This is a genomic window from Streptomyces sp. NPDC104309 (assembly GCF_055584025.1).
The window spans coordinates 62,281-84,959 of the sequence record NZ_JBVJMV010000017.1 but is presented as its reverse complement, the minus strand read 5'-3'; the positions used below and the strand labels follow the sequence as shown (position 1 = coordinate 84,959).

16 protein-coding genes and 2 pseudogenes are annotated in these 22,679 nt (G+C 69.5%); 14 read left to right on the top strand and 4 right to left on the bottom strand.

Going from position 1 to position 22,679, the window contains the following annotated elements:
* The 7 genes from ACZ68L_RS24610 (at nucleotide 1) to ACZ68L_RS24580 (ending at nucleotide 9,920) form a co-directional block, all read left to right on the top strand.
* Entirely contained in the window at nucleotides 1–639 is a 639-nt protein-coding gene (locus ACZ68L_RS24610; protein WP_469580218.1) for a hypothetical protein, read from the top strand.
* Between the two features lie 722 nt (nucleotides 640–1,361).
* Nucleotides 1,362–2,660, top strand: a complete 1,299-nt coding sequence (locus ACZ68L_RS24605; protein WP_469580215.1) for a DUF4192 domain-containing protein — start codon at nucleotides 1,362–1,364, stop codon at nucleotides 2,658–2,660.
* Between the two features lie 743 nt (nucleotides 2,661–3,403).
* The gene (locus ACZ68L_RS24600) at nucleotides 3,404–4,168 is read left to right on the top strand and encodes an NUDIX hydrolase (RefSeq protein WP_376272453.1); all 765 of its coding nucleotides are present in this window, start codon (nucleotides 3,404–3,406) and stop codon (nucleotides 4,166–4,168) included.
* Nucleotides 4,169–4,278: 110 nt separating this feature from the next.
* Nucleotides 4,279–6,039 (top strand): ATP-binding cassette domain-containing protein, encoded by a 1,761-nt coding sequence (locus ACZ68L_RS24595; protein WP_469580213.1) that lies wholly within the window; start codon nucleotides 4,279–4,281, stop codon nucleotides 6,037–6,039.
* 160 nt (nucleotides 6,040–6,199) lie between these two features.
* On the top strand, nucleotides 6,200–7,087 hold the full coding sequence (locus ACZ68L_RS24590) for a FadR/GntR family transcriptional regulator (RefSeq protein WP_361448147.1): 888 nt from the start codon (nucleotides 6,200–6,202) through the stop codon (nucleotides 7,085–7,087).
* Nucleotides 7,088–7,411: 324 nt separating this feature from the next.
* A complete protein-coding gene (locus ACZ68L_RS24585) occupies nucleotides 7,412–8,959 on the top strand; it encodes an RNA polymerase sigma factor (protein WP_469580210.1) in 1,548 nt (515 codons plus the stop codon).
* A 130-nt stretch (nucleotides 8,960–9,089) separates the two neighbouring features.
* The gene (locus ACZ68L_RS24580) at nucleotides 9,090–9,920 is read left to right on the top strand and encodes a S1 family peptidase (RefSeq protein ID WP_469580205.1); all 831 of its coding nucleotides are present in this window, start codon (nucleotides 9,090–9,092) and stop codon (nucleotides 9,918–9,920) included.
* Nucleotides 9,921–10,022: 102 nt separating this feature from the next.
* Here ACZ68L_RS24580 and ACZ68L_RS24575 read toward each other — a convergent pair whose 3' ends face one another.
* A complete protein-coding gene (locus tag ACZ68L_RS24575) occupies nucleotides 10,023–10,253 on the bottom strand; it encodes a DUF7455 domain-containing protein (RefSeq protein WP_283854449.1) in 231 nt (76 codons plus the stop codon).
* 434 nt (nucleotides 10,254–10,687) lie between these two features.
* Here ACZ68L_RS24575 and ACZ68L_RS24570 point away from each other — a divergent pair, with 434 nt between their 5' ends.
* The 6 genes from ACZ68L_RS24570 to ACZ68L_RS24545 all read left to right on the top strand — a co-directional run bounded on the left by ACZ68L_RS24570 (nucleotide 10,688) and on the right by ACZ68L_RS24545 (nucleotide 17,462).
* Nucleotides 10,688–12,808 (top strand): DNA gyrase/topoisomerase IV subunit B, encoded by a 2,121-nt coding sequence (locus ACZ68L_RS24570; RefSeq protein WP_469580203.1) that lies wholly within the window; start codon nucleotides 10,688–10,690, stop codon nucleotides 12,806–12,808.
* Between the two features lie 128 nt (nucleotides 12,809–12,936).
* Entirely contained in the window at nucleotides 12,937–13,455 is a 519-nt protein-coding gene (locus ACZ68L_RS24565) for a DUF1453 domain-containing protein (RefSeq protein WP_469580200.1), read from the top strand.
* A complete protein-coding gene (locus tag ACZ68L_RS24560; protein ID WP_469580197.1) occupies nucleotides 13,452–14,624 on the top strand; it encodes a sensor histidine kinase in 1,173 nt (390 codons plus the stop codon). Before ACZ68L_RS24565 ends, ACZ68L_RS24560 begins: the two co-directional genes overlap by 4 nt.
* The gene (locus ACZ68L_RS24555; protein ID WP_469580194.1) at nucleotides 14,621–15,298 is read left to right on the top strand and encodes a response regulator transcription factor; all 678 of its coding nucleotides are present in this window, start codon (nucleotides 14,621–14,623) and stop codon (nucleotides 15,296–15,298) included. The genes ACZ68L_RS24560 and ACZ68L_RS24555 overlap by 4 nt, the downstream gene beginning before the upstream one ends.
* A 98-nt stretch (nucleotides 15,299–15,396) precedes the next feature.
* The gene (locus tag ACZ68L_RS24550; RefSeq protein WP_469580192.1) at nucleotides 15,397–15,873 is read left to right on the top strand and encodes a DUF485 domain-containing protein; all 477 of its coding nucleotides are present in this window, start codon (nucleotides 15,397–15,399) and stop codon (nucleotides 15,871–15,873) included.
* Nucleotides 15,870–17,462: a solute symporter family protein gene (locus ACZ68L_RS24545; protein WP_469580189.1), complete on the top strand. Its 1,593-nt coding sequence runs from the start codon at nucleotides 15,870–15,872 to the stop codon at nucleotides 17,460–17,462. The genes ACZ68L_RS24550 and ACZ68L_RS24545 overlap by 4 nt, the downstream gene beginning before the upstream one ends.
* Nucleotides 17,463–17,493: 31 nt before the next feature.
* On the opposite strand, the pseudogene ACZ68L_RS24540 reads toward ACZ68L_RS24545, so the two are convergent.
* From ACZ68L_RS24540 to ACZ68L_RS24530, 3 genes and pseudogenes are all read right to left on the bottom strand, one after another.
* Nucleotides 17,494–18,162 (bottom strand): annotated as a pseudogene (locus ACZ68L_RS24540) (response regulator).
* Nucleotides 18,144–19,794, bottom strand: a pseudogene (locus ACZ68L_RS24535) (ATP-binding protein); the annotation flags it as partial. The pseudogenes ACZ68L_RS24540 and ACZ68L_RS24535, both read right to left, overlap by 19 nt.
* Before the next feature lie 257 nt (nucleotides 19,795–20,051).
* Nucleotides 20,052–21,398 carry a citrate/2-methylcitrate synthase gene (locus ACZ68L_RS24530; RefSeq protein ID WP_469580187.1) on the bottom strand — a complete coding sequence of 449 codons (1,347 nt, stop codon included), beginning with the start codon at nucleotides 21,396–21,398 and terminating at the stop codon, nucleotides 20,052–20,054.
* Nucleotides 21,399–21,507: 109 nt separating this feature from the next.
* Here ACZ68L_RS24530 and ACZ68L_RS24525 point away from each other — a divergent pair, with 109 nt between their 5' ends.
* Nucleotides 21,508–22,668 carry a citrate synthase/methylcitrate synthase gene (locus ACZ68L_RS24525; protein WP_469580184.1) on the top strand — a complete coding sequence of 387 codons (1,161 nt, stop codon included), beginning with the start codon at nucleotides 21,508–21,510 and terminating at the stop codon, nucleotides 22,666–22,668.
* The last annotated feature ends 11 nt before the right edge of the window (nucleotides 22,669–22,679 follow it).

Genomic DNA, 22,679 nt, shown 5'->3' with positions numbered 1-22,679 from the left:
ATGAAGATCGTGCGTGGAGCGCTCGGGGCTCTTGCGACGGGTGTGGTGTTCGGAGCCGCCACGTCGTTCGCGAACGACGTTTCCTCGCCGTACGGGTGGACCGGTGCGGAGATACGAGACGCCGGCTGGGGGTGGGTGTCGGGGGCAGCCCGTGTCGTGAGCCTGCTGCTCGATGCCGGCTGGGCGTGGGCGGCGCTGGCAGTCGCCGTGGGTTGGCCGGCCCGGGCACGGCTTTGTGGTGCCGTCCACGGGGTACTGGCCCTGCTCGCGGCGACGGCCGCGTACTACGTCACGGACTCCGTCCTCCGGGGCGAACCGCTCAGCCAGTATGGCTGGGAGGTCCTGTGCTGGTGGGTCGCGGCCGTCCTTTTCGGCGGGGTCCTGGGCGTGGTGGGCGCGAGCACCCGGAACCCGGGCCCGGTCGGACTCCTCGCGACCCTGACGGTGCCGGTCGGCGCTCTCGTCCAGATGACGGTGCTGCCGCCCGGCGGCTCGGGCCCTCTCGCACACCCGATTGAGCTCTGGGTGCGGGCGATCGTTCTGGCAGGTGCTCTGGCTTCCATGGGCGTGATCGTCCGCCGGTACCTCGTCGCGCTGCGGACGCGTCACGGCCGTGGCAGGGCGGTGACGGAGACATGAAGCGGGCGTGCGGCAGCCGACCGTCGCAGGTGTGGAGGGCACAACAGGGCGGCGCCGAAGTCGTTTTTTCGTCGTGCTCGCACGGTGAGCGGATCACGTGGCCCGCAGGGGATCGTTGCTGCCTGACATCGGACGCCATTGTTCAACCGATCTCGGAACGCGGTGACCGAGCGGGTTTCCCTCGCGGGTGCAAGACGCCCCAACGCTGCCTCACCGAGCGGAACGTCACCCCTGCCGGTGTCGCCGCACCGGAGACCGCTACGCCGCATCCGGGCGCTCCCGCACCAGTCGCCGGCCTCCGTGTCAGTGCCGCCTGCCATCCTGGTGGGATGCCCGGCGGTGCCCATCACCGAAGCCGATGCCGCCGCCGGGCACATCCCTGCGCGGCGCAACGCGGGGCACGGCACTCTGCCCCGTGTCATGGGCCGGCAGCGGCGGGCCACACGTCTGCCCGCACTCTCTGAACTGGTCACCCGGATCGAGCGTTCCAGCAAAAAAGCCGCAGAACCTCCTGAACAACGAACAGAGTCCGGGTGTGGAGAAGACAGCACCTCCGGGCCGACCAGCAGCACATCCACCTTCCCGGCCACCAACTCGGCCTGGACGGTGTGCTCCCATGCAACCCGATGGGTACGGCAAACCGCGAACGGCCTCGCGACCCCTGTGGACAACCTTATCCACAGGGGTCGCGGAAAAGGGGCCGCTCGCGGGACGGTCATGCCATGAACCAGCACGACGAAACCAACGGTCCGGTCGAAGAGCAGCAGATCACCCTGCGGGGCCCTGCCGAGCTCGCCGACGCTCTCCCGTACCTCATGGGGTTCCACCCGAACGACAGCGTGGTCATGGTCGCCCTGCACGGTGGCCGGGGTCGCTTCGGCGGGCGGCTCAGGCTCGGCATCCCGCAGTCGCCGCAGGAATGGCCGCCCGTCGCCGAGCAGCTCGCCGAGTGCCTGATCAAGGGGAGCGAGCGGCGCGGGGAGCGCCCTGACGCGATCGTCATCTTTCTCTGCCAGGATCCTGCCGAAAGCGAGAGCGGCAGCCAGATCATGGAGCGGCTGCGGCCCCTTGCCCAGCGCCTGCGTACGGCGTGTGGTGCGCTCGACGTGCCCGTTCTCGAAGCACTCTGCATCTCGGACGGCCGGTACTGGTCGTACTGCTGCCCGGATGAGCGCTGCTGCCCGGCCGAAGGGAACCAGTTGGCCTTGCCCGGCACCTCAGTGATGGCGGCCGCTGCCGCATACGCGGGTATTCAAGTGCGCGGAACGCTGCGGGAGATGGAAGCCAGGCTCAAGCCACTGCGCACCCCGGCCGCTGCGGAGCAGCAACGGGTGCTCGACTCGGCCGGGGCCGAGCTGGTGCCGAAGATCTTGGACGAGGTGGGACGCGAGGACGTGGCCCGGGAGACCTTGGGACTTGTCCGCAGGCTCATGAAGCGGCTCAGCGAGGCGCCGGTCGTGGTGCCCTCCGCGTCGGACTTCGATGACGACCGGTTGATCAGTCACGACGAGGCCGCCGCGGTGATCCTCGGGCTGCAGGACCGGGAGACCCGTGACAAGGCCGCCGAGTGGATGGAGGGGCCGGAGGCAGGTTCCGCGTTGCGGCTCTGGCGGGCGCTCTCCCGTCGCTGCGTCGCACCGTACGAGGAGCACGCCGCGGCGCCGCTGACCTTGGCGGGGTGGGTCTCCTGGTCGACCGGGGACGAACCGGCCGCACGGGTCGCGCTGGGGCTCGCCCTGCGCGTCGACCCTGGGTACACCTTTGCTCAACTTCTCCACGAGGCGTGCAACCAGGGGCTCGACCCGGAGACCCTGCGCCGTTGTCTTCGGGGGGAACGCCGCGCCCGGACGGCCCGGCGAGTCCACCGCACGGACCGGAGCACAGGGCCCCGCACGGCACGCCGGACCACCACGCGGCCGAGGAAGACCCCGTCCGGCTCCGCCCGCCCCGGAACGGCTGCCGCCCGACGGCGTTCCGGGCAGGCCTCTCCCAGCCGCCGCGGGTCCAGGAGCGGCCGATGACTCCGGCGCCTCGTCGCTCCGCGACACCTCTGATCAGCGGTCCCATAGGGAGAGCTCCCTGATCCGCACCGCGCGGGGAGCGACGGTTGCGAGCTCCTGCCGCGGGCACTTTCCGGCGCGCTCGGACAGACGCACCCAGCAGCTTCTCCCGTTGAGGCTTCTGTGGAGTGCGGAGCCACGGTGCAGGATCACCGCCACCCTTCCCGCCCTGCTCGCGAAGTGCTGGACGGGGGCGGACTGAGCCGCGGCTCGTCGTTGCCGAGGGCCCGCAGCCGGAGGCCGCAATGGAGGCCCGGGTACTGCGCCGGTACAAGGAGTGGACGGCCGGTGCCCCGTGCGGCGTCGGCGTGACGGCATGTACGAGCCATTGGGGTGAAACCGGTGTCCGCTCACGGACGGCCGGCGTTCGCCCCCTGCGCCGTGGGGGACGGCTCAGGAGGAGCCCGGGCGGTGTCCACGGACTCGGTGATCTCCAGGGCGTCCGGTGGTCGGCGTCCAGGAGTTCCCGGCCAGTGAGCTGCTCGGGACGCCGCACGACCCGCCCCCGCGTCGCAGCGGCGCTCGGGCCGGGGCCTGCCTTCCGGACGGCTCCGGCAACGACGCCGGGTTCCAGCGAGGAATTCAGCGCCCTGACGGATGACGAATTCGGCGACGAGCAGGGTGGGGAGTACGGCGAAGGCAGTCACGCCGAAGAGCATGGCGAAGGGAGTGTTTATCGTCAGGCAGACGACTATGATCACGGCATGCCGCCCTACGACCCGTCGACCTTCCCGCCCTTCGCTGTCACCGTCGACCTGGTTGTGCTCACGGTGCGCCGCCATGCGCTCTGTGCGCTGGTGGTTCGCCGTGGTGAGCCGCCCTTCCAGGGGCGATGGGCGCTGCCCGGCGGGTTCGTCAAAGCCGATGAGGATCTCGGGGCCGCGGCAGCGCGCGAGCTCGTCGAGGAGACCGGGCTGTGTGCCCAGGATCCGGCCGCGCCGGCAGTGGGCAATGGTGCCCATCTGGAACAGCTGGCCACCTATGGCGACCCCGGGCGCGACCCCCGGATGAGAGTGGTGAGCGTCGCCCACCTCGCTCTGGCCCCCGATCTGCCGGCCCCGCGGGCGGGCGGCGATGCGAACAGTGCGCGTTGGGCGCCAGTGGGGGACCTGCTCGGCCCGGAGGGCGGAGTAGGCCATGAGGGCGAAAATCAGGCTCCGCTGGCCTTCGATCACGCGCAGATTCTTGCCGACGGTGTCGAACGGGCGCGTTCCAAGATCGAGTACTCCTCTCTGGCCACCGCTTTCTGCCCGCCGGCGTTCACGGTCGGTGAGCTTCGGAGGGTGTACGAAGCGGTGTGGGGGGTGGTCCTCGACCCGCGGAATTTTCACCGCAAGGTGACAGGAACGCCCGGCTTCCTGGTGCCTGCGGGCGGGACGACCACGCGACAGGGCGGCCGCCCTGCCCAGCTTTTCCGAGCCGGAGCGGCCACGGTCCTCAACCCGCCGATGCTGAGGCCGGAAGTCTGACCGCGGAACGCCCGTAAGGCCAGTGCTGCACGAAAAGTCGGATATGTCGCGTTATCTTGCTGCGGTACCCGCCCTGCCGCCGAGCGGTCTCACCTTCCGCGAGAGAAGCGATGCTCCAGGCCATCGGACTCACCAGCTCCCCCCGCCGCGGCCTTCCGGTCGCCGTGGACGATCTCACCTTCGAAGCCCGGCCCGGTCACGTCACCGCCCTTCTGGGGGCTCCAGGTTCGGGAAAGACGGCAGCTCTCCGTCTGATGCTCGAACTCGACCCGGGGCGGGGGGTCACCTACTTCCGGGGCAGACCGCTGCACCGCATCCGCCACCCGGCACATGAGGTGGGCGTGCTCCTCGGGGATGTGCCGGGTCATCCCGCCCGTACCGTCCGAGGCCAGCTCCGCATGCTCTGCGCCGCCGCAGGCGTGCCGGCGTCCCGGGCCGATGAATTGCTCGAAGTCGTCGGTCTCGCCGGACTCCGGGACCAGCGCGTCGGCACGCTCTCGCTCGGCATGGACCGCCTGCTCGCCCTCGCTTCGGCGCTGCTCGGTGACCCGCACACGCTGGTCCTCGACAACCCCGCGGAAGGCCTCTCCCCGCGCGAGGAGTGCTGGGTGCACGAGCTGCTGCAGTCCCATGCCGGCCAGGGCGGGACCGTTCTCTACACCACGGTCGACCCCAAGGAGGCCGCGCGAGCTGCCGACCACGTGGTCACCATCGAGAACGGACGTCTCGTCGCGGATCAGAGCGCCGACGACTTCTCCCGGACCCGCCTCCGGCCAAGGGTCGCGGTACGGACCCCGCACGCGGCCCGCCTCGCTGCCGTCGTCGGTCGCGAGGCCCGCGCGGCCAGACGCTCGGTCGAGGTGGTCGCCGAAGCGAGCGGCCGCCTCTCCGTGTACGGCTCCACCTGCGCGGAGATCGGCGACGCGGCATTCCGGCACGGGCTCCCGGTGCATCAACTCGCCGACGAGGTCGCCGACACCGGTCCCACAGGCGTCACGATCCCCACAGGCCCCGCTGACGGCGAGAGGAGAGTCGAACCGCGACCGGTCGCGCGCGTGTCCGGCCCGGAAGCGCTGCCATCGATCCGACGCCGCCCGGCCCGCGGCCCGCTCCGCCCGCTGCGATACGAACTCCGTCGCCTCCTCGGGGTCAGAACGGCAACCCTGGTCATGGCCGCCGTTCTTGTCGCCTCGGCCGGACTCTCCGTCCTCCTCGCCCGCTCCGGCCATGCTCAGCTGCCGAAGGTGCTGGCGGCCTGGCCGTCATCGCTGCCGCTGCCACCTGCGGCAGTCGGCGCCGGAGTGCTCGGTGCCATCTCATTCGGCGACGAGTTCCGCTACCCCGCGCTCGCGGCGGGCCGAGGGACCGTCCCCCGCCGCCTGGGGCTGCTCCTCGCCAAGCTGCTGGTATCAGCGGGCGTTGCCCTGGCGCTCGCTCTGGCTGCCGTGCTGGCCGCCGCCGAAGCTCTCCATGTGGTGTACGGCGACGATTTGCTCCGGATTCCACCGAATCCGGTAGCCATGGGTGCGAGTTGGGGAGGGCTGACCGTGGGCTGTGCCTGGGCCGGCCTTCTGGCCGCCGGAGTCTTCAGAGTGACGACGGCCGGCGTCGCTGCTGTGCTGGGCATTCCTGTGCTCGTCGTTCCGCTTGTCCAGAACGTGCTGACGGGATCTGCCTCTCGTTCGATCGACGGCCTTCCGGGCAGGCTCCGAGAGCTGATGTGGCCGCGCTGGCCGCACGAGACGGACCGATGGGTGGCAGTCGTCGTGCGTGTGGTGGCACACCCGGTGGGGACCGCGCTGTCACTGTCGTTGTCGGTCCTGATCTGCGCATATCTGTTCACCAGCCTTCGCGGCAGGGTTCGTTGGTGATCGCGGTGCGGTGATGGATCGGTCGCAGCCGCGCAACTTCCCGGAAGTTGCCCGATTTCCACCAATAAGGCGTCAATTGGGGGGTGGGTGCCGATCACCCTTTCGTGTGCTTTTCACCAAAGACCTCAAGGGCCGGGCGAGCCGCGCCGACAAAGGATGCGTGAGTACCCTTGCGCACACCATGATGACCGCCGCCCGCTCCGCCGATTCCGGCCTCGCCGGCCCGGGTGAACTCGATCGCTACCCGTACGCGGAGGCGCCGGCCGGCGAGCGCGCCCCTCTTCGTTCCTGGGACGGCCCCGATGCCGAGCTCGGCCGGGCGGGCCGGCGGGGCTCGGCCAGTCGTGGCCGTGGCCTCCACGGCCAACTCGTTCAGCAGTTGGGCCAGATGATCGTCTCCGGCGACCTGGGCGCCGACCGCCCTCTGGTGCCGGAGGAGATCGGTCAGCGTTTCGAGGTCTCCCGCACCGTCGTACGCGAATCACTGCGCGTCCTTGAGGCCAAGGGCCTGGTCAGCGCCCGGCCCAACGTGGGTACCCGGGTCCGCCCGGTCAGTGACTGGAATCTGCTGGATCCCGACATCATCGAATGGCGCGCCTTCGGCCCTCAGCGCGAGGATCAGCGTCGCGAGCTGGGGGAGCTCCGGTGGACGATCGAGCCGCTCGCCGCCCGTCTCGCCGCAGGTCATGGCCGCGAGGACATCCAGCAGCGCCTCGGTGACATGGTCGAGATCATGGGGCATGCGCTCGGACAGGGTGACGGGATCACCTGCTCCAGGGCCGATGTGGAATTCCATTCCCTGCTCATTCAGGCGGCTGGTAATCGCATGCTTGAGCACCTCTCCGGCATCGTTTCCGCGGCCCTACAGGTCTCCGGTGGCCCCGTCACGGGCTGCGATCGCCCCACTGAGGCATCCCTCGGTCATCATGCGCGGATCGTCGACGCCCTCGCGTCCGGTGACTCGGCGGGCGCGGAGGCGGCCATGCGTCAACTGCTCGTCGTCCACCCCGAGGTGGAGCGGGTGGTGCCCGCGCCCCGCGAGCACTGAGCGCAGCACGGCCAGGGTGTACGAACCACGTGTCGCCGGGCCCAGGCGGTCCGGCGGCACAATTGTGGGGGGATGGCACCCATGGTCACGTTCGTCGCAAATGAGGTGTGACTCGGGCCACGCGGATTGGGCGTAACACTCCTTGAGACAGTGCGATGACTTAAGAGGTGACCGCCGCGGAAGGAATACAGCAGCCGTTCAGTGCGCTGTGCAGTTCTGAGGCCAAACCCGCGCCGTCGGTACATTCCCAGCCCGACGGTCGTCGGCTCCAGCCCTCCCCAGGGCCGGGCCGGAAGCCGTTTCCATCGTTCCGAGAGGTTGTTCGTGTCGGCCAGCACATCCCGTACGCTCCCGCCGGAGATCGCCGAGTCCGAGTCTGTGATGGCGCTCATCGAGCGGGGAAAGGCTGATGGGCAGATCGCCGGCGATGACGTGCGTCGGGCCTTCGAGGCTGACCAGATTCCGCCAACCCAGTGGAAGAATGTTCTGCGCAGCCTCAACCAGATCCTCGAGGAAGAGGGTGTGACGCTGATGGTCAGTGCCGCGGAGCCGTCGAAGCGTGCCCGCAAGAGCGTCGCAGCAAAGAGCCCGGTCAAGCGCACCGCCACCAAGACTGTCGCGGCCAAGACGACCGTGACCAGGACCGTCGCGGCCACTGCCGCCTCCTCGGCAGAGACCGTGGACGTGGTGGCTGAGGACGCTGCCGCCGCCGGCCCTGCGAAGAAGGCAGCAGCCAAGAAGACGGCAGCCAAGAAGACCGCCGTGAAGAAGACGGCGGCCAAGAAGACAGCAACGAAGAAGTCCGGAAAGTCGGACGACGAGCTCCTCGACGGCGACGAGGCGGCCGAGGAAGTAAAGGCCGGCAAGGGCGAGGAAGAGGAGGGCGAGGGCGAGAACAAGGGCTTCGTCCTGTCCGACGACGACGAGGACGACGCACCCGCGCAGCAGGTCGCCGTCGCCGGCGCCACCGCCGACCCGGTCAAGGACTACCTGAAGCAGATCGGCAAGGTTCCCCTCCTCAACGCGGAGCAGGAGGTCGAGCTCGCCAAGCGCATCGAGGCCGGCCTGTTCGCCGAGGACAAGCTGGCGAATTCGGACAAGCTCGCGCCGAAGCTCAAGCGCGAGCTGGAGATCATCGCCGAGGACGGCCGCCGGGCCAAGAATCACCTGCTGGAGGCCAACCTCCGTCTCGTGGTGTCACTGGCCAAGCGCTACACCGGCCGCGGCATGCTCTTCCTGGACCTGATCCAGGAAGGCAACCTCGGTCTCATCCGCGCGGTCGAGAAGTTCGACTACACCAAGGGTTACAAGTTCTCCACGTACGCCACCTGGTGGATCCGCCAGGCGATCACCCGCGCCATGGCCGACCAGGCCCGCACCATCCGTATCCCGGTGCACATGGTCGAGGTCATCAACAAGCTCGCCCGTGTGCAGCGTCAGATGCTCCAGGACCTGGGCCGCGAGCCCACCCCGGAGGAGCTGGCGAAGGAGCTCGACATGACCCCCGAGAAGGTCATCGAGGTCCAGAAGTACGGTCGTGAGCCGATCTCCCTCCACACCCCGCTGGGTGAGGACGGAGACAGCGAGTTCGGTGACCTGATCGAGGACTCCGAGGCGGTCGTCCCGGCCGACGCGGTCAGCTTCACGCTTCTCCAGGAGCAGCTGCACTCGGTGCTCGACACGCTCTCCGAGCGCGAGGCGGGCGTGGTCTCGATGCGCTTCGGTCTCACCGACGGCCAGCCGAAGACGCTGGACGAGATCGGCAAGGTCTACGGAGTGACGCGTGAGCGCATCCGTCAGATCGAGTCGAAGACCATGTCGAAACTGCGCCACCCGTCGCGTTCGCAGGTGCTGCGCGACTACCTCGACTAAGTCGCAGAAGTGCATGCCGAGGGCCGGGCTTCCGACAGGGAGCCCGGCCCTCGGCCTATCTGCGGGTGCGGTCGATGGCGAGTGGGATGACTCTGGGTGGTGATGGTTCACCACAAAGTCAGGAGTGCGCATGTCCCGTACCGTCTTCCGCGCCATGGCCGGGGTGTTCGCCCTGGTTGCCGCCACGGCTGTGATACCGCTCGGATCCTCTGTTCCAGCCGTTGCGGACAGTGTCGTCATCGGTGGTGAGCCGGCGCACGTGAAGGACAGTCCCTGGGTCGTGGCGCTGTCCAGCCGCGACCGGTTCGGGGACACGCGCGCAGGCCAGTTCTGCGGGGGCGTCGTGGTGGGGCCTAAGAAGGTGTTGACCGCCGCGCACTGCCTGAGCCGGGAGGCTCTCGGCGTCGGGGTCGGCAAAGTGCGCGATCTGCGGGTCATCGCCGACCGGGACTCTCTGCGTGGGACCGAGGGCAAGGAGATCGCGGTGCAGAAGGCATGGAGCAACCCGGCATTCGACCCTGTCACGAACGCGGGGGACCTGGCGGTGCTTACTCTGGCCGACGCGTTGCCCGCGAAGAGCGTGGTCCCGATGGCCGCGCCCGGTGACGCGGCGTACGAGCCGGGCACCGACGCCGTTGTCTACGGCTGGGGCGACACGACCGGCAACGGTGACTACGCGTCGTCCCTTCGCTCCGCCAAGGTGAGCGTCCTGCCGGACAGTCTCTGCACGCGGTCCTACCCGGGCGGCAGGGACGGCACATATGACGCCTCAGCGATGCTCTGTGCGGGCGGACTGCTGGGTGGGTATGACGCATGCCAGGGCGACAGTGGAGGGCCGCTGGTGGCCCGTGGACGGCTTATCGGGCTGGTGTCCTGGGGGAACGGTTGTGCCCGAATGGGGAGCCCGGGTGTCTACACGCGGATCTCCGCCGCGATCGGCTGGATGCCGGGTGGTGACTGAACGGCATCCTCGCGCAGGTACGAGAACGGGCGGCTTCCTCTTCGGGAAGCCGCCCGTCGGCTGGTCCGGGACCTGCCCCAGGCTCGTCGTGGATGCGAGGTGTCAGTGTTCCTCTTCGGTGGCCTGGGCCTGTACAGCCGTCAGCCGGTCCGTCTCATCCTGTATTTCCGCGGCGATCTTCTTGAGTTCCGGCTCGAACTTGCGACCGTGGTGGGCGCAGAAGAGCAGTTCACCGCCGCTGATCAGGACGACGCGCAGATATGCCTGGGCGCCGCAACGGTCGCAGCGGTCTGCTGCGGTCAGCGGGCTCGCGGGGGTCAGAACAGTAGTCACGTCGCCTCTTCTCTAGCTCGACGAGCTGTCGTACCAGGGTCAACATCCAACCAGGCCGAAAACGTTCCCGCTCGTGGCTTTTCTTCGAAACTTCTTCTCAAGATGGCTGTCTGTTGCCGGTTGGCGGCGAATGTGCCGTATTGCGTAGCGCTACGGTTTCGCGTTGCTTGTCTGTGTGGATCCTCCCGGCTGGCTTGCCGGTTTGTTCATGAGGACGTGCCCGGAGCCTAAATGGTTCATGCCTGGAAGGGAACGTGATGTGCGCGTCACTCCTGCGAGGGATCGAACGTGTATGCGAGGCTGGACTAGTGTGAGGGTTCTCGGAGGGTGGCGGTACAACCGCTCTACCAGGCCTCGGTACCCTCTCAGCGGCGACCGAAGCCGAGCCCGTTACCCACTGGGCCCCAAATGAAATTCAGCGAGGAGCGAACCGCGTGACCGCCGATACGTCCGTGCCGTCCACTGCGCTGCTGACCGGAGCAGACCGAGACGGTTCCAACTACACCGCGCGGCACCTGCTCGTACTCGAGGGGCTCGAAGCGGTTCGCAAGCGTCCCGGGATGTACATCGGATCCACCGACAGCCGCGGTCTCATGCACTGCCTCTGGGAGATCATCGACAACTCCGTCGACGAAGCTCTCGGCGGTTACTGCGACCACATCGAGGTCATCCTCCACGACGACCAATCCGTGGAGGTCCGGGACAACGGGCGAGGCATCCCGGTCGACGTCGAGCCCAAGACGGGTCTGTCCGGCGTCGAAGTCGTGATGACCAAGCTGCACGCCGGCGGAAAGTTCGGTGGCGGCTCCTACGCGGCGTCGGGCGGCCTGCACGGAGTGGGCGCCTCCGTGGTCAACGCGCTCTCCGCCCGGCTCGACGTCGAGGTCGACCGCAACAGCGCGACCCACTCGATCAGCTTCCGGCGCGGAGTGCCGGGAATCTTCACCGAGCAGGGGCCGGACAGCCCGTTCGACCCGGCCAACGGCCTGCTCAAGGGCAAGCGGGTACCGAAGGCGCGCACCGGTACCAGGGTGCGTTACTGGGCGGACCGGCAGATCTTCCTCAAGGACGCCAAGCTCAACCTGGAGACGCTCCACCAGCGGGCCCGGCAGACGGCCTTCCTCGTCCCCGGCCTCACGATCGTCGTCCGCGACGAACGGGGTCTCGACGGTGAGGGCAAGACCGAGGAGACCTTCCGCTTCGACGGCGGAATCAGTGAATTCTGCGAGTACCTCGCCCAGGACAAGGCGGTCTGCGACGTCCTGCGCCTGACCGGCCAGGGCACGTTCAAGGAGACCGTGCCGGTCCTGGACGAGCGCGGGCACATGACGGCGACGGAGGTCACTCGTGAACTCGCCGTCGACATCGCCATGCGCTGGGGCACCGGGTACGACACCAACCTCAAGTCCTTCGTCAACATCATCGCCACCCCCAAGGGCGGCACGCATGTGACCGGATTCGAACGCTCCGTGACCAAGACGGTCAACGAGGCGCTGCGCTCCGCCAAGCTGCTCCGCGTAGCCGAGGACGACATCGTCAAGGACGACGCGCTGGAGGGCCTCACCGCAGTCGTCACCGTGCGGCTGGCGGAGCCGCAGTTCGAGGGTCAGACCAAGGAGGTGCTCGGCACTTCGGCGGCCAACCGGATCGTCGCCAATGTCGTGGCCAAGGAACTGAAGGCGTTCCTGACCTCGACGAAGCGCGATGCCAAGGCCCAGGCCAGGGCGGTCCTGGACAAGGCGGTGGCGGCTGCGCGCACCCGTATCGCGGCCCGTCAGCACAAGGACGCACAGCGCCGCAAGACGGCGCTGGAGTCCTCTTCGCTGCCGGCGAAGCTCGCCGATTGCCGCAGCGACGACGTGGACCGCAGCGAGCTCTTCATCGTCGAGGGCGACTCCGCGCTCGGTACGGCCAAGCTCGCCCGGAACAGTGAATTCCAGGCACTGCTGCCGATCCGGGGCAAGATCCTCAACGTTCAGAAGGCGTCCGTCTCGGACATGCTGAAGAACGCCGAGTGCGGGGCGATCATCCAGGTCATAGGAGCCGGGTCGGGGCGCACCTTCGACATCGACGCCGCCCGCTACGGGAAGATCGTCCTGCTGGTGGACGCCGATGTCGACGGCGCGCACATCCGCATTCTGCTGCTGACGCTGTTCCAGCGCTACATGCGGCCCATGGTCGAGGCGGGCCGGGTCTTCGCCGCGGTACCCCCGCTGCACCGGATCGAGCTGGTCCAGCCCAAGAAGGGCCAGGACAAGTACATCTACACGTACTCCGACAACGAGCTGCGCCAGCGGCTGTTGGAGCTTCAGCGGAAGAACATCCGGTACAAGGAGTCGATCCAGCGCTACAAGGGGCTGGGTGAGATGGACGCGGACCAGCTGGCAGAGACCACGATGGACCCGCGGCACCGCACCCTGCGGCGGATCAACATCGGCGACCTGGAATCGTCCGAGCAGGTGTTCGACCTGCTGATGGGCAATGAGGTGGCGCCGCGCAAGGAGTTCATCACCAGCTCGGCCGCCACCCTGGACCGCTCGCGCATCGACGCCTGAGCGGTGCCGTCTCCACCCGTGGGTGGAGACGGCGTCTCCACCCACGATCAACCCCTGAGCCGATCCCCGGACCTGGCCGTTTCCGTAGCGTCGAAGGCGTTCAACCTTCCCGCGTCTCGGAGGCAGCCATGTCCGGGCTTGTCAACATCCTGGTGATCGTCGCCGTCCTCGTCGTCGTCGTGATCCGCCAGTGCTCGGCACGGCGGATCACCGATGACAAGCGCTGGTGGATTCTGCCGGGCATTCTCCTCGTCATGTCGTTGCGCGAGCCCGGACTGCTCGACCCGCGTCACTCGGCGCTGTCCGTGGCGGTCCTGGGCGCAGAGCTGGTGGTGGGGCTGGTGACGGGCGCCGGCTGGGGCTGGACGTCCCGACTGTGGCGTGAGGCGGACGGCTCGCTGTGGAGCAGGGGCACCAAGGCCACCGTCTTCGTCTGGACGGGCGGGCTGGCGCTGAGGGCGGCCCTCTACGGGGCTGCGGCACTGTTGGGCATACATCAGGGCAGCGCGGCTCTGCTGTCGGCTCTCGCGGTCACGCTGGCGGTGCGCAGGGGCGTGCTGATGTGGCGGGCCGGGCAGATGCGTCCGGCGTACGGTGGCCGTGCCGACGGGGAGCCGTCGCAGCCGCTGTGGAAGGACCGCGTGTGACTCGCACGACTTGGACGACCTGGACGACCTGGCCGTCCCGTGAAGCCCTCTCGCCGGGCCATCGCACCCGCCCGCGAGCGGTGATCGCCTGGTCCGTCCGGGTCGCTCTGCTCACGGCCATGCTGTGGGGCACTTTCACCAGCGGACGGTTCGGCCCCTGGGAGGTGGCCTTCGGGCTGGTGTGCGTCGTGGGCTGTGCGGTTGCCGCGTGGGCCTTCTTCCGGGCCAGTCTGGAACACCGGCTGTGGCCCTCGCTGGGACTCCTGGCGCTGCTGATGGCGGCGGCGTTCGGAGCACAACAGGCCGGCGCCGGTGTGCCCGCGGTGATCCTGTGGTGCGGTTGCGCGGTGGCCGCTCTGGAGAGGCTGCCCCTCACGGCAGGCCTTCCGGCCACGGCCGTCGCACTCGGCGCATACGCCGCCGTCAACACGGACGGCTGGCTGAACACGGCCATCACCACAGCGGGTCTCTGCCTGGCGGGCTATGTGCTGAGGCTGGATGCCGAGGCCCGTGGCAGCGCCCGGAGACTCCTCGCGCAGGAGCGAGCGGCCCGCGCGGCGGAGGCGGAGACCGCTGCCCTGGACGAGCGGGCCAGGATCGCCCGGGAGATCCACGACGTGCTCGCCCACAGCCTCTCCGCACAGTTGGTGCATCTGGAGGCGGCGCGGCTGCTGATCGAGCAGGAGCCTGCGGGCGAGTTCCGGGACCGGGTCCTGGACCGGGTGGTGGCGGCACGTTCCATGGCACGTGAGGGGCTTGCGGAGACCCGTCAGGCGCTTTCAGCGCTCCGGGGGGAGGTGTCCCCCGTGGAGGAGTTCCTGCGGCAGCTGGTGGTCGCGGAGCCCGCCGAGGTGAGTGTGGCAGGGGAGCAGCGGGCCTTGACCGCCGAGGCGTCGCAGACGGTCCGGCGGGTGGCACAGGAGGCCCTGACCAATGTACGCAAACATGCGCCGGGGGCCAGGGTTCTCGTACGGCTGGAGTATCTGCCGGACGAAATCGCCCTGGAGGTGCGGGACTCGGGCGGGCATGGAGTCGAGGAGGAGCTCACCCGCAGTGGCTCCGGATACGGTCTGCTGGGGATGAGGGAGCGGGCCGAGCTGATGGGCGGGACGCTGGAGGCCGGTCCGGGTGAGGAGGGTTTCGTGGTGAGTCTGCGGGTGCCCGCGTGAACGCGCGGGTCGTGGTCGCCGATGACCAGTCGGTGGTGCGCGAGGGAATCGTGATGCTGTTGGGGCTACTGCCCGGAATCGAGGTGGTCGGATCGGCGAAGGACGGCGAAGAGGCCGTCGCGCTCGTGGCCGAACTGGACCCTGACGTGGTTCTGATGGATCTGCGGATGCCCCGCTGCGACGGAGCGGAGGCGACACGGCGGATTCGCAAGGAGTATCCGGGAACCCAGGTGGTGGTGCTCACGACGTTCGCGGACGACGACTCGCTCTTTCCCGCGCTGCAGGCAGGGGCCCGGGGCTATCTCACCAAGGACGCCGGCGGCGATGAGATCGTGCGGGCCATTCAGGCTGTCCTGTCGGGCGAGGCCGGACTCTCGCCTTCCGTCCAGCGCCGTCTTCTGGAGCGCGTCACCACACAAACCCCGCCGCCCGGCCCGGCCCCGGAGCCGCAGTTGCCCGACGCTCTGACGCCACGTGAGCTCGAAGTGCTGGTCCTGATCGCGGAGGGGCTGTCCAATCCGGAGATCGCCCGCAGACTGCACATTTCGCAGGCAACCGTGAAGAGCCATATCAACAATCTCTTCGCCAAGGCCGGGGTGCGTGATCGTGCACAGGCCGTTCGCTACGCGTACGTTCGGGGCCTCGCACAGCCGCCCGGGTCAGCCTTCACCTGAAGAGGTGAAGACGGGCGAATGAAGTGCCCGGGATCTTCCCGATCTGCCCATTCTTGGGTACGCGGCCGAAGTGGTCCGTGGACAAGGGGAGTTGTTCGGTGGAGAAGGAAGCAGGGCGTGAGGCCGCAGCGACGCGGCTCGACGACCCGTGGTACGACGAGCCCGCCTCCGGATGGGGCGAGCTGAACGGGGCGGGGGGCTTCGTTCCCGCAGGACCACCTGGGTCCGCGGACCCGCGGTGCGGCCACAGCGCGGCGGACATCTATCTGGAGGTGCAGCGCAGCGAGGCATTCCGGGAAGTGCGCCGTCGATACCGGCGGTTCGTCATCCCCGCCACCCTGGCCTTCCTCGTCTGGTATCTCGCCTATGTCGTCGTCGCGATCACGGAACCCGGGCTGATGGCCCGTCCGGTGGCCGGAGCGGTCAATGTCGCGATGGTCGTGGGGCTCGGACAGTTCCTCTCGACCTTCCTGCTCACCGGGGCGTACGCACGGCACGCACGGCTGCGCAGGGACCGGGCCGCGCTCGAATTGCGCTGGGAGACACAGGAGATGACGCGGGGGATCGGGCGTTGAACGGGAACCATGAGACGTTGGCGCTCCTGCTGTTCAGCGCCTTCGTCGCAGTGACGCTCGCCATCACCACCTGGGTGAGCCGCAACCGGCACGGCTCGGCCGAGGAGTTTTACGCGGGCGGCCGGTTGTTCTCCCCCATGGAGAACGGTTTCGCCATCGCGGGCGACTACATGTCGGCCGCGTCCTTCCTCGGCATCTCGGGCCTGATCGCCCTCTTCGGCTACGACGGCATGCTCTACTCGGTCGGGTTCCTCGTGGCCTGGCTCGTCGTCCTGCTCCTGGTCGCCGAACTGGTCCGCAACTGCGGCCGGTTCACACTCGCCGACGTGGTCGCGGCGCGGATGGCGGAGCGCCCGGTCCGGATCGCCGCGGGCACCTCGTCCGTGACCGTCTCCGTGCTCTATCTGGTGGCACAGATGGTGGGCGCGGGCAGTCTGGTCGCCCTGCTGCTCGGCGGTACGGGCGGCGCGGCCCGCTCCTGGACCGTCATCGGTGTCGGCGCGCTCATGGTGATCTATGTGTCGCTCGGCGGGATGCGCGCCACCACCTGGATCCAGATCGTCAAGGCCGTTCTGCTGATGGCGGGAGCGGTCGTGCTCACCGTCCTCGTCCTGGTCCACTTCCACGGCGACTTCAACGCCTTGCTCAACTCCGCGGCCGAACGGAGCGGGCACGGGAGCCGGTTCCTCTCGCCCGGCCTCCGGTACGGCGGAACCTGGACGGCACGCGTCGACTTCATCAGCCTGGGTCTGGCCCTGGTACTGGGCACGGCGGGGCTGCCGCACATCCTGTCGCGGTTCTACACCGTCCCCACCGCCCGTGCGGCCCGGCGTTCGGTCGTCTGGTCCATCGGGCTCATCGGGAGCTTCTACCTGATGACGATCGCGCTCGGATTCGGGGCGGCGGCACTGGTCGGCACGGCCGAGGTACGGGCGTCCAATCCCGCGGGGAACACTGCCGTGCCGCTGCTGGCCCTGGTGCTCGGCGGCGGCGAAGGGTCCACCGGGGGAACGATTCTGTTCGCCGTGGTCGCCGCCGTCGCGTTCGCGACCATCCTCGCCGTCGTCGCGGGGATCACCCTCGCCTCGTCCGCCTCCGTGGCGCATGACCTCTATGCCTCGCTCAGGCGTCCTGGCTCCAAGCAGCACAGCGAGGTCACGGTGGCCCGGGTCGCCGCAGCCGGGATCGGGATGGCCGCCGTCGGGCTCGGTCTGCTCGCCCAGGACCTGAATGTGGCGTTCCTGGTGGGGCTCGCCTTCGCCGTCGCCGCTTCGGCCAACCTTCCGGTGCTGCTGTACTCCCTGTTCTGGCGCGGGTTCACCACACGGGGAGCGGTCTGGTCGGTCTACGGCGGGCTGATCCCGGCCGTGCTGCTCGTACTTCTCTCCCCGGTGGTCTCCGGCAGCCCCACCTCGCTCTTCCCTGGCGTCGACTTCCAGCTCTTCCCCCTGGAGAACCCCGGCCTGGTCTCCATTCCTTTGGGCTTCCTGGCCGGATGGATCGGAACGGTCACCTCCACCGAGCCACCCGACGCCGCCAAGCATGCGGAAACCGAGGTGCGTGCGCTGACCGGGGCCGGAGCGGTGTAGCCGAGCGCTCGCACCGTGCGGCCCGGGGGTCTCAGGCCTCTCCGCCGGTGGACCAGGTGCAGCGGTGTTCCGGGCGGCCCGTCTCGCCGTACCGCAGCGTCAGCCGCACCCTGCCGGTCCTTTCCAGCAGCTTCCGATAGCGCTGAGCCGTCTGTCGGCCCATCCCGGCGCTTTCCGCGATCTGCTGCGCGGAGAGCGGCCCTTCGGCGCTGCTGAGCCACCTGCCTGACGAGTTCCGCAGTCGTCGGTGAGTGGCCCTTGGGCCGGTCGGGTTCGCCCGCCGCCCACAGGGCGCCGAAGAGTCGGTCCACCTCGCCCTGCTCGGCCTCGCCGCCGCGTTCACGGGTGTGACGCAGCGCCGCGTAGGCCTCCAGCTTGGTACGCAACCTCGCGTAGGTGAACGGCTTCACCAGGTACTGCAGTGCGCCGTGCCGCATGGCCTCCTGGACGGTGGCGACATCGCGCGCCGCGGTCACCCGTGATCACATCGGTGTGGTGGCCGAGCCTGCGCAGTTCCCGCACCATCGCCAGACCGCTGCGGCCGGGTATGTGGTGGTCCAGCAGGACCAGGTCCACGCGCCGTTCCTCGATCGTGGCGAGGGTTTCGGCAGTGGAGTGCGCCTGGGCGGTCACCCGGAACCCCCGGCACCCTGGCGACATAGGCCGCGTTGACTTTGACGACCCGGACGTCGTCGTCCACGGGCCTGTTGCGTCCGGGTCGGCGAGGGCTTCCAGCATTACGACGGTGAACTCGGCGCCACGGTTCGGGGCCTCGCCGACAGTGACACAGCCCCCTTGCCGTTCCGCCAGCCGCCGCACCAGCGCGAGACCCAGGCCGCGCTTGCCGTGCGCGGGGAGTTCCTTCGTCGACCACCCCTCCGTGAAGATTGCCTCGCGTTGCCCGGACGGGACCCCGGGGCCGTTGTCGCGGACCCGCAGCACCACCGTACGGCCCTCGGCGCGCAGGCCCACCTCGATCAGCGGGCCGTCCGTTCCGGCCGCCACGTCCAGCGCGCTGTCCACCGGATTCCCGACGACGGTGACCAGCCCACGGGGGTCCACGAGGCAGTCCGGGAGCCGGGTTCCGGGGGCGATGCGCAGGGCGACGCCGTGTTCCGCCGCGACCGTGGCCTTGCCGACCAGGAGTGCGGCCAGCAGCGGGTCACGCACCTTCTCGGTGACCTGCTCGGCTGTGGCCCGGTGGACACCGACGATCTCGGTGACGTACTCCAGGGCGTCCTCGTGCATGTCCAGTTCCAGCAATCCCCGGAGGGTGTGCATCCGGTTGGCGTGCTCGTGGTCCTGGGCCCGCAGAGCGTCGATCAGACCACGGGTGGAATCGAGCTCAGGGCCGAGGTGTTCGAGCTCGGTGCGGTCGCGGAGGGTGGCGACGGCGCCGTCGTCGTCGGTCGGCATCCGGCTGGCGAGCAGGACCCGGGTCCCCCTCACCGTCAGCAGATCCTCGCCGACCACGCGGCCGGCCAGCACATCGGCAGTCCGCCCCTCGCCGAGCACGGAGTCGAGCGGGCGTCCGGCAGCATCGGGGCCGAGCCCGAGCAACCGCTGGGCCTCGTCGTTCAGCAGCCGGATGCGGCCGGTCCGGTCGAGCGCGACGACCCCTTCCCGGATGCCGTGCAGCATCGCCTCGCGCTCCGTCAGCAGCGCGGAGATGTCGGAGAAGGCGAGGTCGTGGGTCTGCCGCTGGAGGCGCCGGGAGATCAGATAAGCGGCGAGGGCCCCGACGGAGAGTGCCCCGCCCGCGTAGGCGAGCAGTCCGGGAATCGCCGCGAGGAGCCGGGCGCGGACACTGTCGTACGCGATACCGACGGAGACCGCGCCCACGATCCGGTTCGCCTCGTCGCGCAGCGGCACCTTCCCCCGGGGCCGAGCGGCCGAGCGTGCCGCTGTCGATCTCCATCACGTTCCGGCCCGCGAGCGCGTCGCTCGGGTCGGTGGAGACGACCTCGCCTATCTGGTCGATGTCGGTGTGCGACCAGCGCACCCCGCGCCGGTCCATGACGACGACGTACTCGGCACCTGTGGCATGTCTGATCCGCTCGGCCGCTGCCTGTACGGGCCCGGCGGGGTCCGGGGCGGTGGCGAGCAGCGACTCGGTGATCTGCGGCTGGGCCGCCGTGCTCTGGGCGATGGCGAGTGCACGGCGCATCGCCTGATCGTCGAGCTGGGAGCTGAGGGGTGCCAGGAAGAGACCGGTGGCGAGCACGGTGACACCGGTGGCGATGGCCGGCTGCATCAGCAGGACCTGGGAGAAGACCCGCTGCGGCCGGCCGAGCCGACGCGCTCTCCTGACGGTGGCCGGTGGGGCACTCATCGTATGAACGGTAGAGGGCATTCCGATGCTTTCCGAAATTCCCGTTCCTTTGCTGGTTTCTGCTCGACCAGGGCGTCCCCGGCGTCCGGGCAGCAGCGTCGGCGATCCACTCGGGTCCGGAGCCGTGCGCGCCGTCGTGCCGTTCCCCGTGCGGTTCGGGAACCCTCCGCGCCGTCCGACGGACTGTTCTTCGAGCCGGCATCGGTGGTGCGGGGCGCGCCACCGAGCAGCCGCCCCGTTCTGCTGCGCGCCGGCCGTCACCGTTCCGTGCTGTGCGGACCGCCGGGAGACCGGGGCGGGACATCTGTGGCGGTGGGCAGCGGCTGAGGGGGCCGGGGACCTGTGTACTGGCCGCTGGGCCGCATACGCAGCGGCCTTTCCCCGTACTCCTCCAGCGCGTGCGCGATCCAGCCGGCCGTGCGCGACACGGCGAACACGGTCTCGCCCGCATCCGCGGCCATGCCGCAGGAGACCGAGAGCACGGCGAGTGCCAGGTCGACATTGGCGTGCAGGGGCGCATGACGGGCGGTCGTCGTGACCACGTCGCGCGCTGCGGCGAGCGCCGGAGCCGCTTGTGGAACGTCCGAGAGCAGGGCGAACAGGGTCTGGGCCCGAGGGTCCTCGGAGAGGTAGAGGCGGTGGCCGAGTCCCGGCACCCTGCGTCCGGTACGGAGATGGTCCGCGACCACCGGGACCGCGCTGCCCCGCTCCAGGACCTCGGTCAGCATCCGGTGTGCCAGGCCGCTCGCCGCGCCGTGCAGCGGGCCCTCCAGAACCCCGAGGCCCGCGGAGACCACCGCGTAAGGATGGGCATGGGCGGACGCCGCGACCCTGGCGGCCAGCGTCGACGCCGCGAGATCGTGGTCGATCAGCAGGATGAGGGCGGTGTCCAGTGCGGCGATCGACGGCCCGTCGGCCGGTCGAGTGCTGAGTTTCGGCCACAGTCGCCGTGCCAGTGGGGCCCCGGTCCCGTCCGCCACCCCCTCGGATGCGCCATCCGCAGAACGCTCGCCCGTGGCCAGGGGCAGGGCTTCGACCAGGGTCGGGATCAGGCTCCGCGCGCCGGCGAGCACCGCTCCGCGCGAGAGGTCGAAGCGGAGTGGGTCGGCCGTCGCCGCGGCGATCGCGGCCACCCGCAGCCGGTCCGTCGAGCCACTGTGGGCGGGCAGCGACCCGACTGCCCGGCGCGCCGCGGACAGTGCTTCGGCAGGTGCCGTGAAGCGGATGCCGGGCCGCAGCTCGCCGGTCCAGAGCCATTCGGCGACCTCTTCGTAGGCGTACTGCCCGGCCAGTTCGGTCGCGTCGACACCGCGGAAGTAGTAGCGGTCGCCGTCGATCAGAGTGATGCCGGTGCGGAAGACCAGATCGCCGGTGGCGGGGGAGGGCTCGCGGCGTCCCGTGCGCCGGGCCAGCGCATCGACCTCCGCGGCGTCGAACGTGCTGCCGCGTCCGCCGGGAGCGCGTCTGCTGGTGAGCTGCCCCCGGCTGACGTACGCGTACACCGTCTCGGGCTTCACGCCGAGCCGTTCGGCCGTCTCGCGGGTGCTGAGCCGTTGCGGAACGGACGCGGCCGGGACGTCGCCGGGCGCTGCTTGATCCTTCATGCCGCCAACCGTATCCATATTGATTCAATCAACGTTGACAGGATTGAAGTCAATCATGGATGGTCAAATCAATATTGATGCATTCGCCGGGACGCGCACGGAGGAAGAGATGCAGACCACCACCGACGGAACCCCGCTCGACGTACCCCGAGGGCTTGCGGGCGTCGTCGTCACCGACACGGCCCTCGGGGACGTCCGCGGGCGCGAGGGCTTCTACCACTACCGGCAGTACTCGGCGATCGAACTCGCACAGACCCGCAGCTTCGAGGACGTCTGGTACCTGATGTCCGAGGGCGCGCTGCCCGATGCCGCAGCCCGTGTCGAATTCGCCGCCCGCACCGCCGGGCTGCGGCGGCTGCCCGCGGAAGTACGGGAGGCCCTGCCCGCCATAGCCCGAGCGGGAGCCGTCTCCGGACCCCTGGCCGGTCTGCGTACCGCCCTCTCGCTCCTCGGTGCCTCGGCCGGCTTCCAGCCGGTGTACGACATCGACGCCACCCGGCGTCGCGGTGACGCCCTGATCGCCTGTGCCGCCGTCCCCACCGTGCTGACGGCCCTGCACCGGCTCGGCCGGGGCCTCGAACCGGTCGAGCCGCGTGACGACCTGCCGTACGCGGCCAACTACCTGTACATGCTGACCGGTTCCGTCCCGGACGCCGCACGCGTCAGGGCCGTGGAGCAGTATCTGATCTCCACGGTCGACCACGGCTTCAACGCCTCGACCTTCACCGGCCGGGTGGTCGCCTCCACCGGCGCCGACGTCGCAGCCTGTCTGGTGGCGGCCGTCGGCGCGCTCTCCGGACCGCTGCACGGCGGAGCGCCCAGTCGCGCCCTCGACACCCTGGACGCCATCGGCACCCCCGACCGCATCGACGGCTGGATCCGCGAACGGGTACTCGCCGGTGAGCGGATCATGGGATTCGGTCACCCCGTCTACCGCACCGAGGACCCCCGCTCACGCATGCTCCGGGGGATCGCCCAGGGCTTCGGCGGCCCGCTCGTCGACTTCGCCGTCGAGGTCGAGCGGCAGGTCGAGACGATCCTCGCGGAGCTCAAGCCGGGCCGTGAGCTGCACACCAACGTCGAGTTCTACGCCGGAGTCGTCATGGAGCTGTGCGGGCTGCCGCGCGAGATGTTCACGCCGACGTTCTGCGCGGCGCGGGTGGTCGGCTGGAGCGCCAATATCCTGGAGCAGGCGGAGGACTCGAAGATCATCCGTCCGGCGGCCCGATACGTCGGCACGCCCCCGCCGCAGCCGGTCCCGGCGCCCTGACGTCCCCGAGG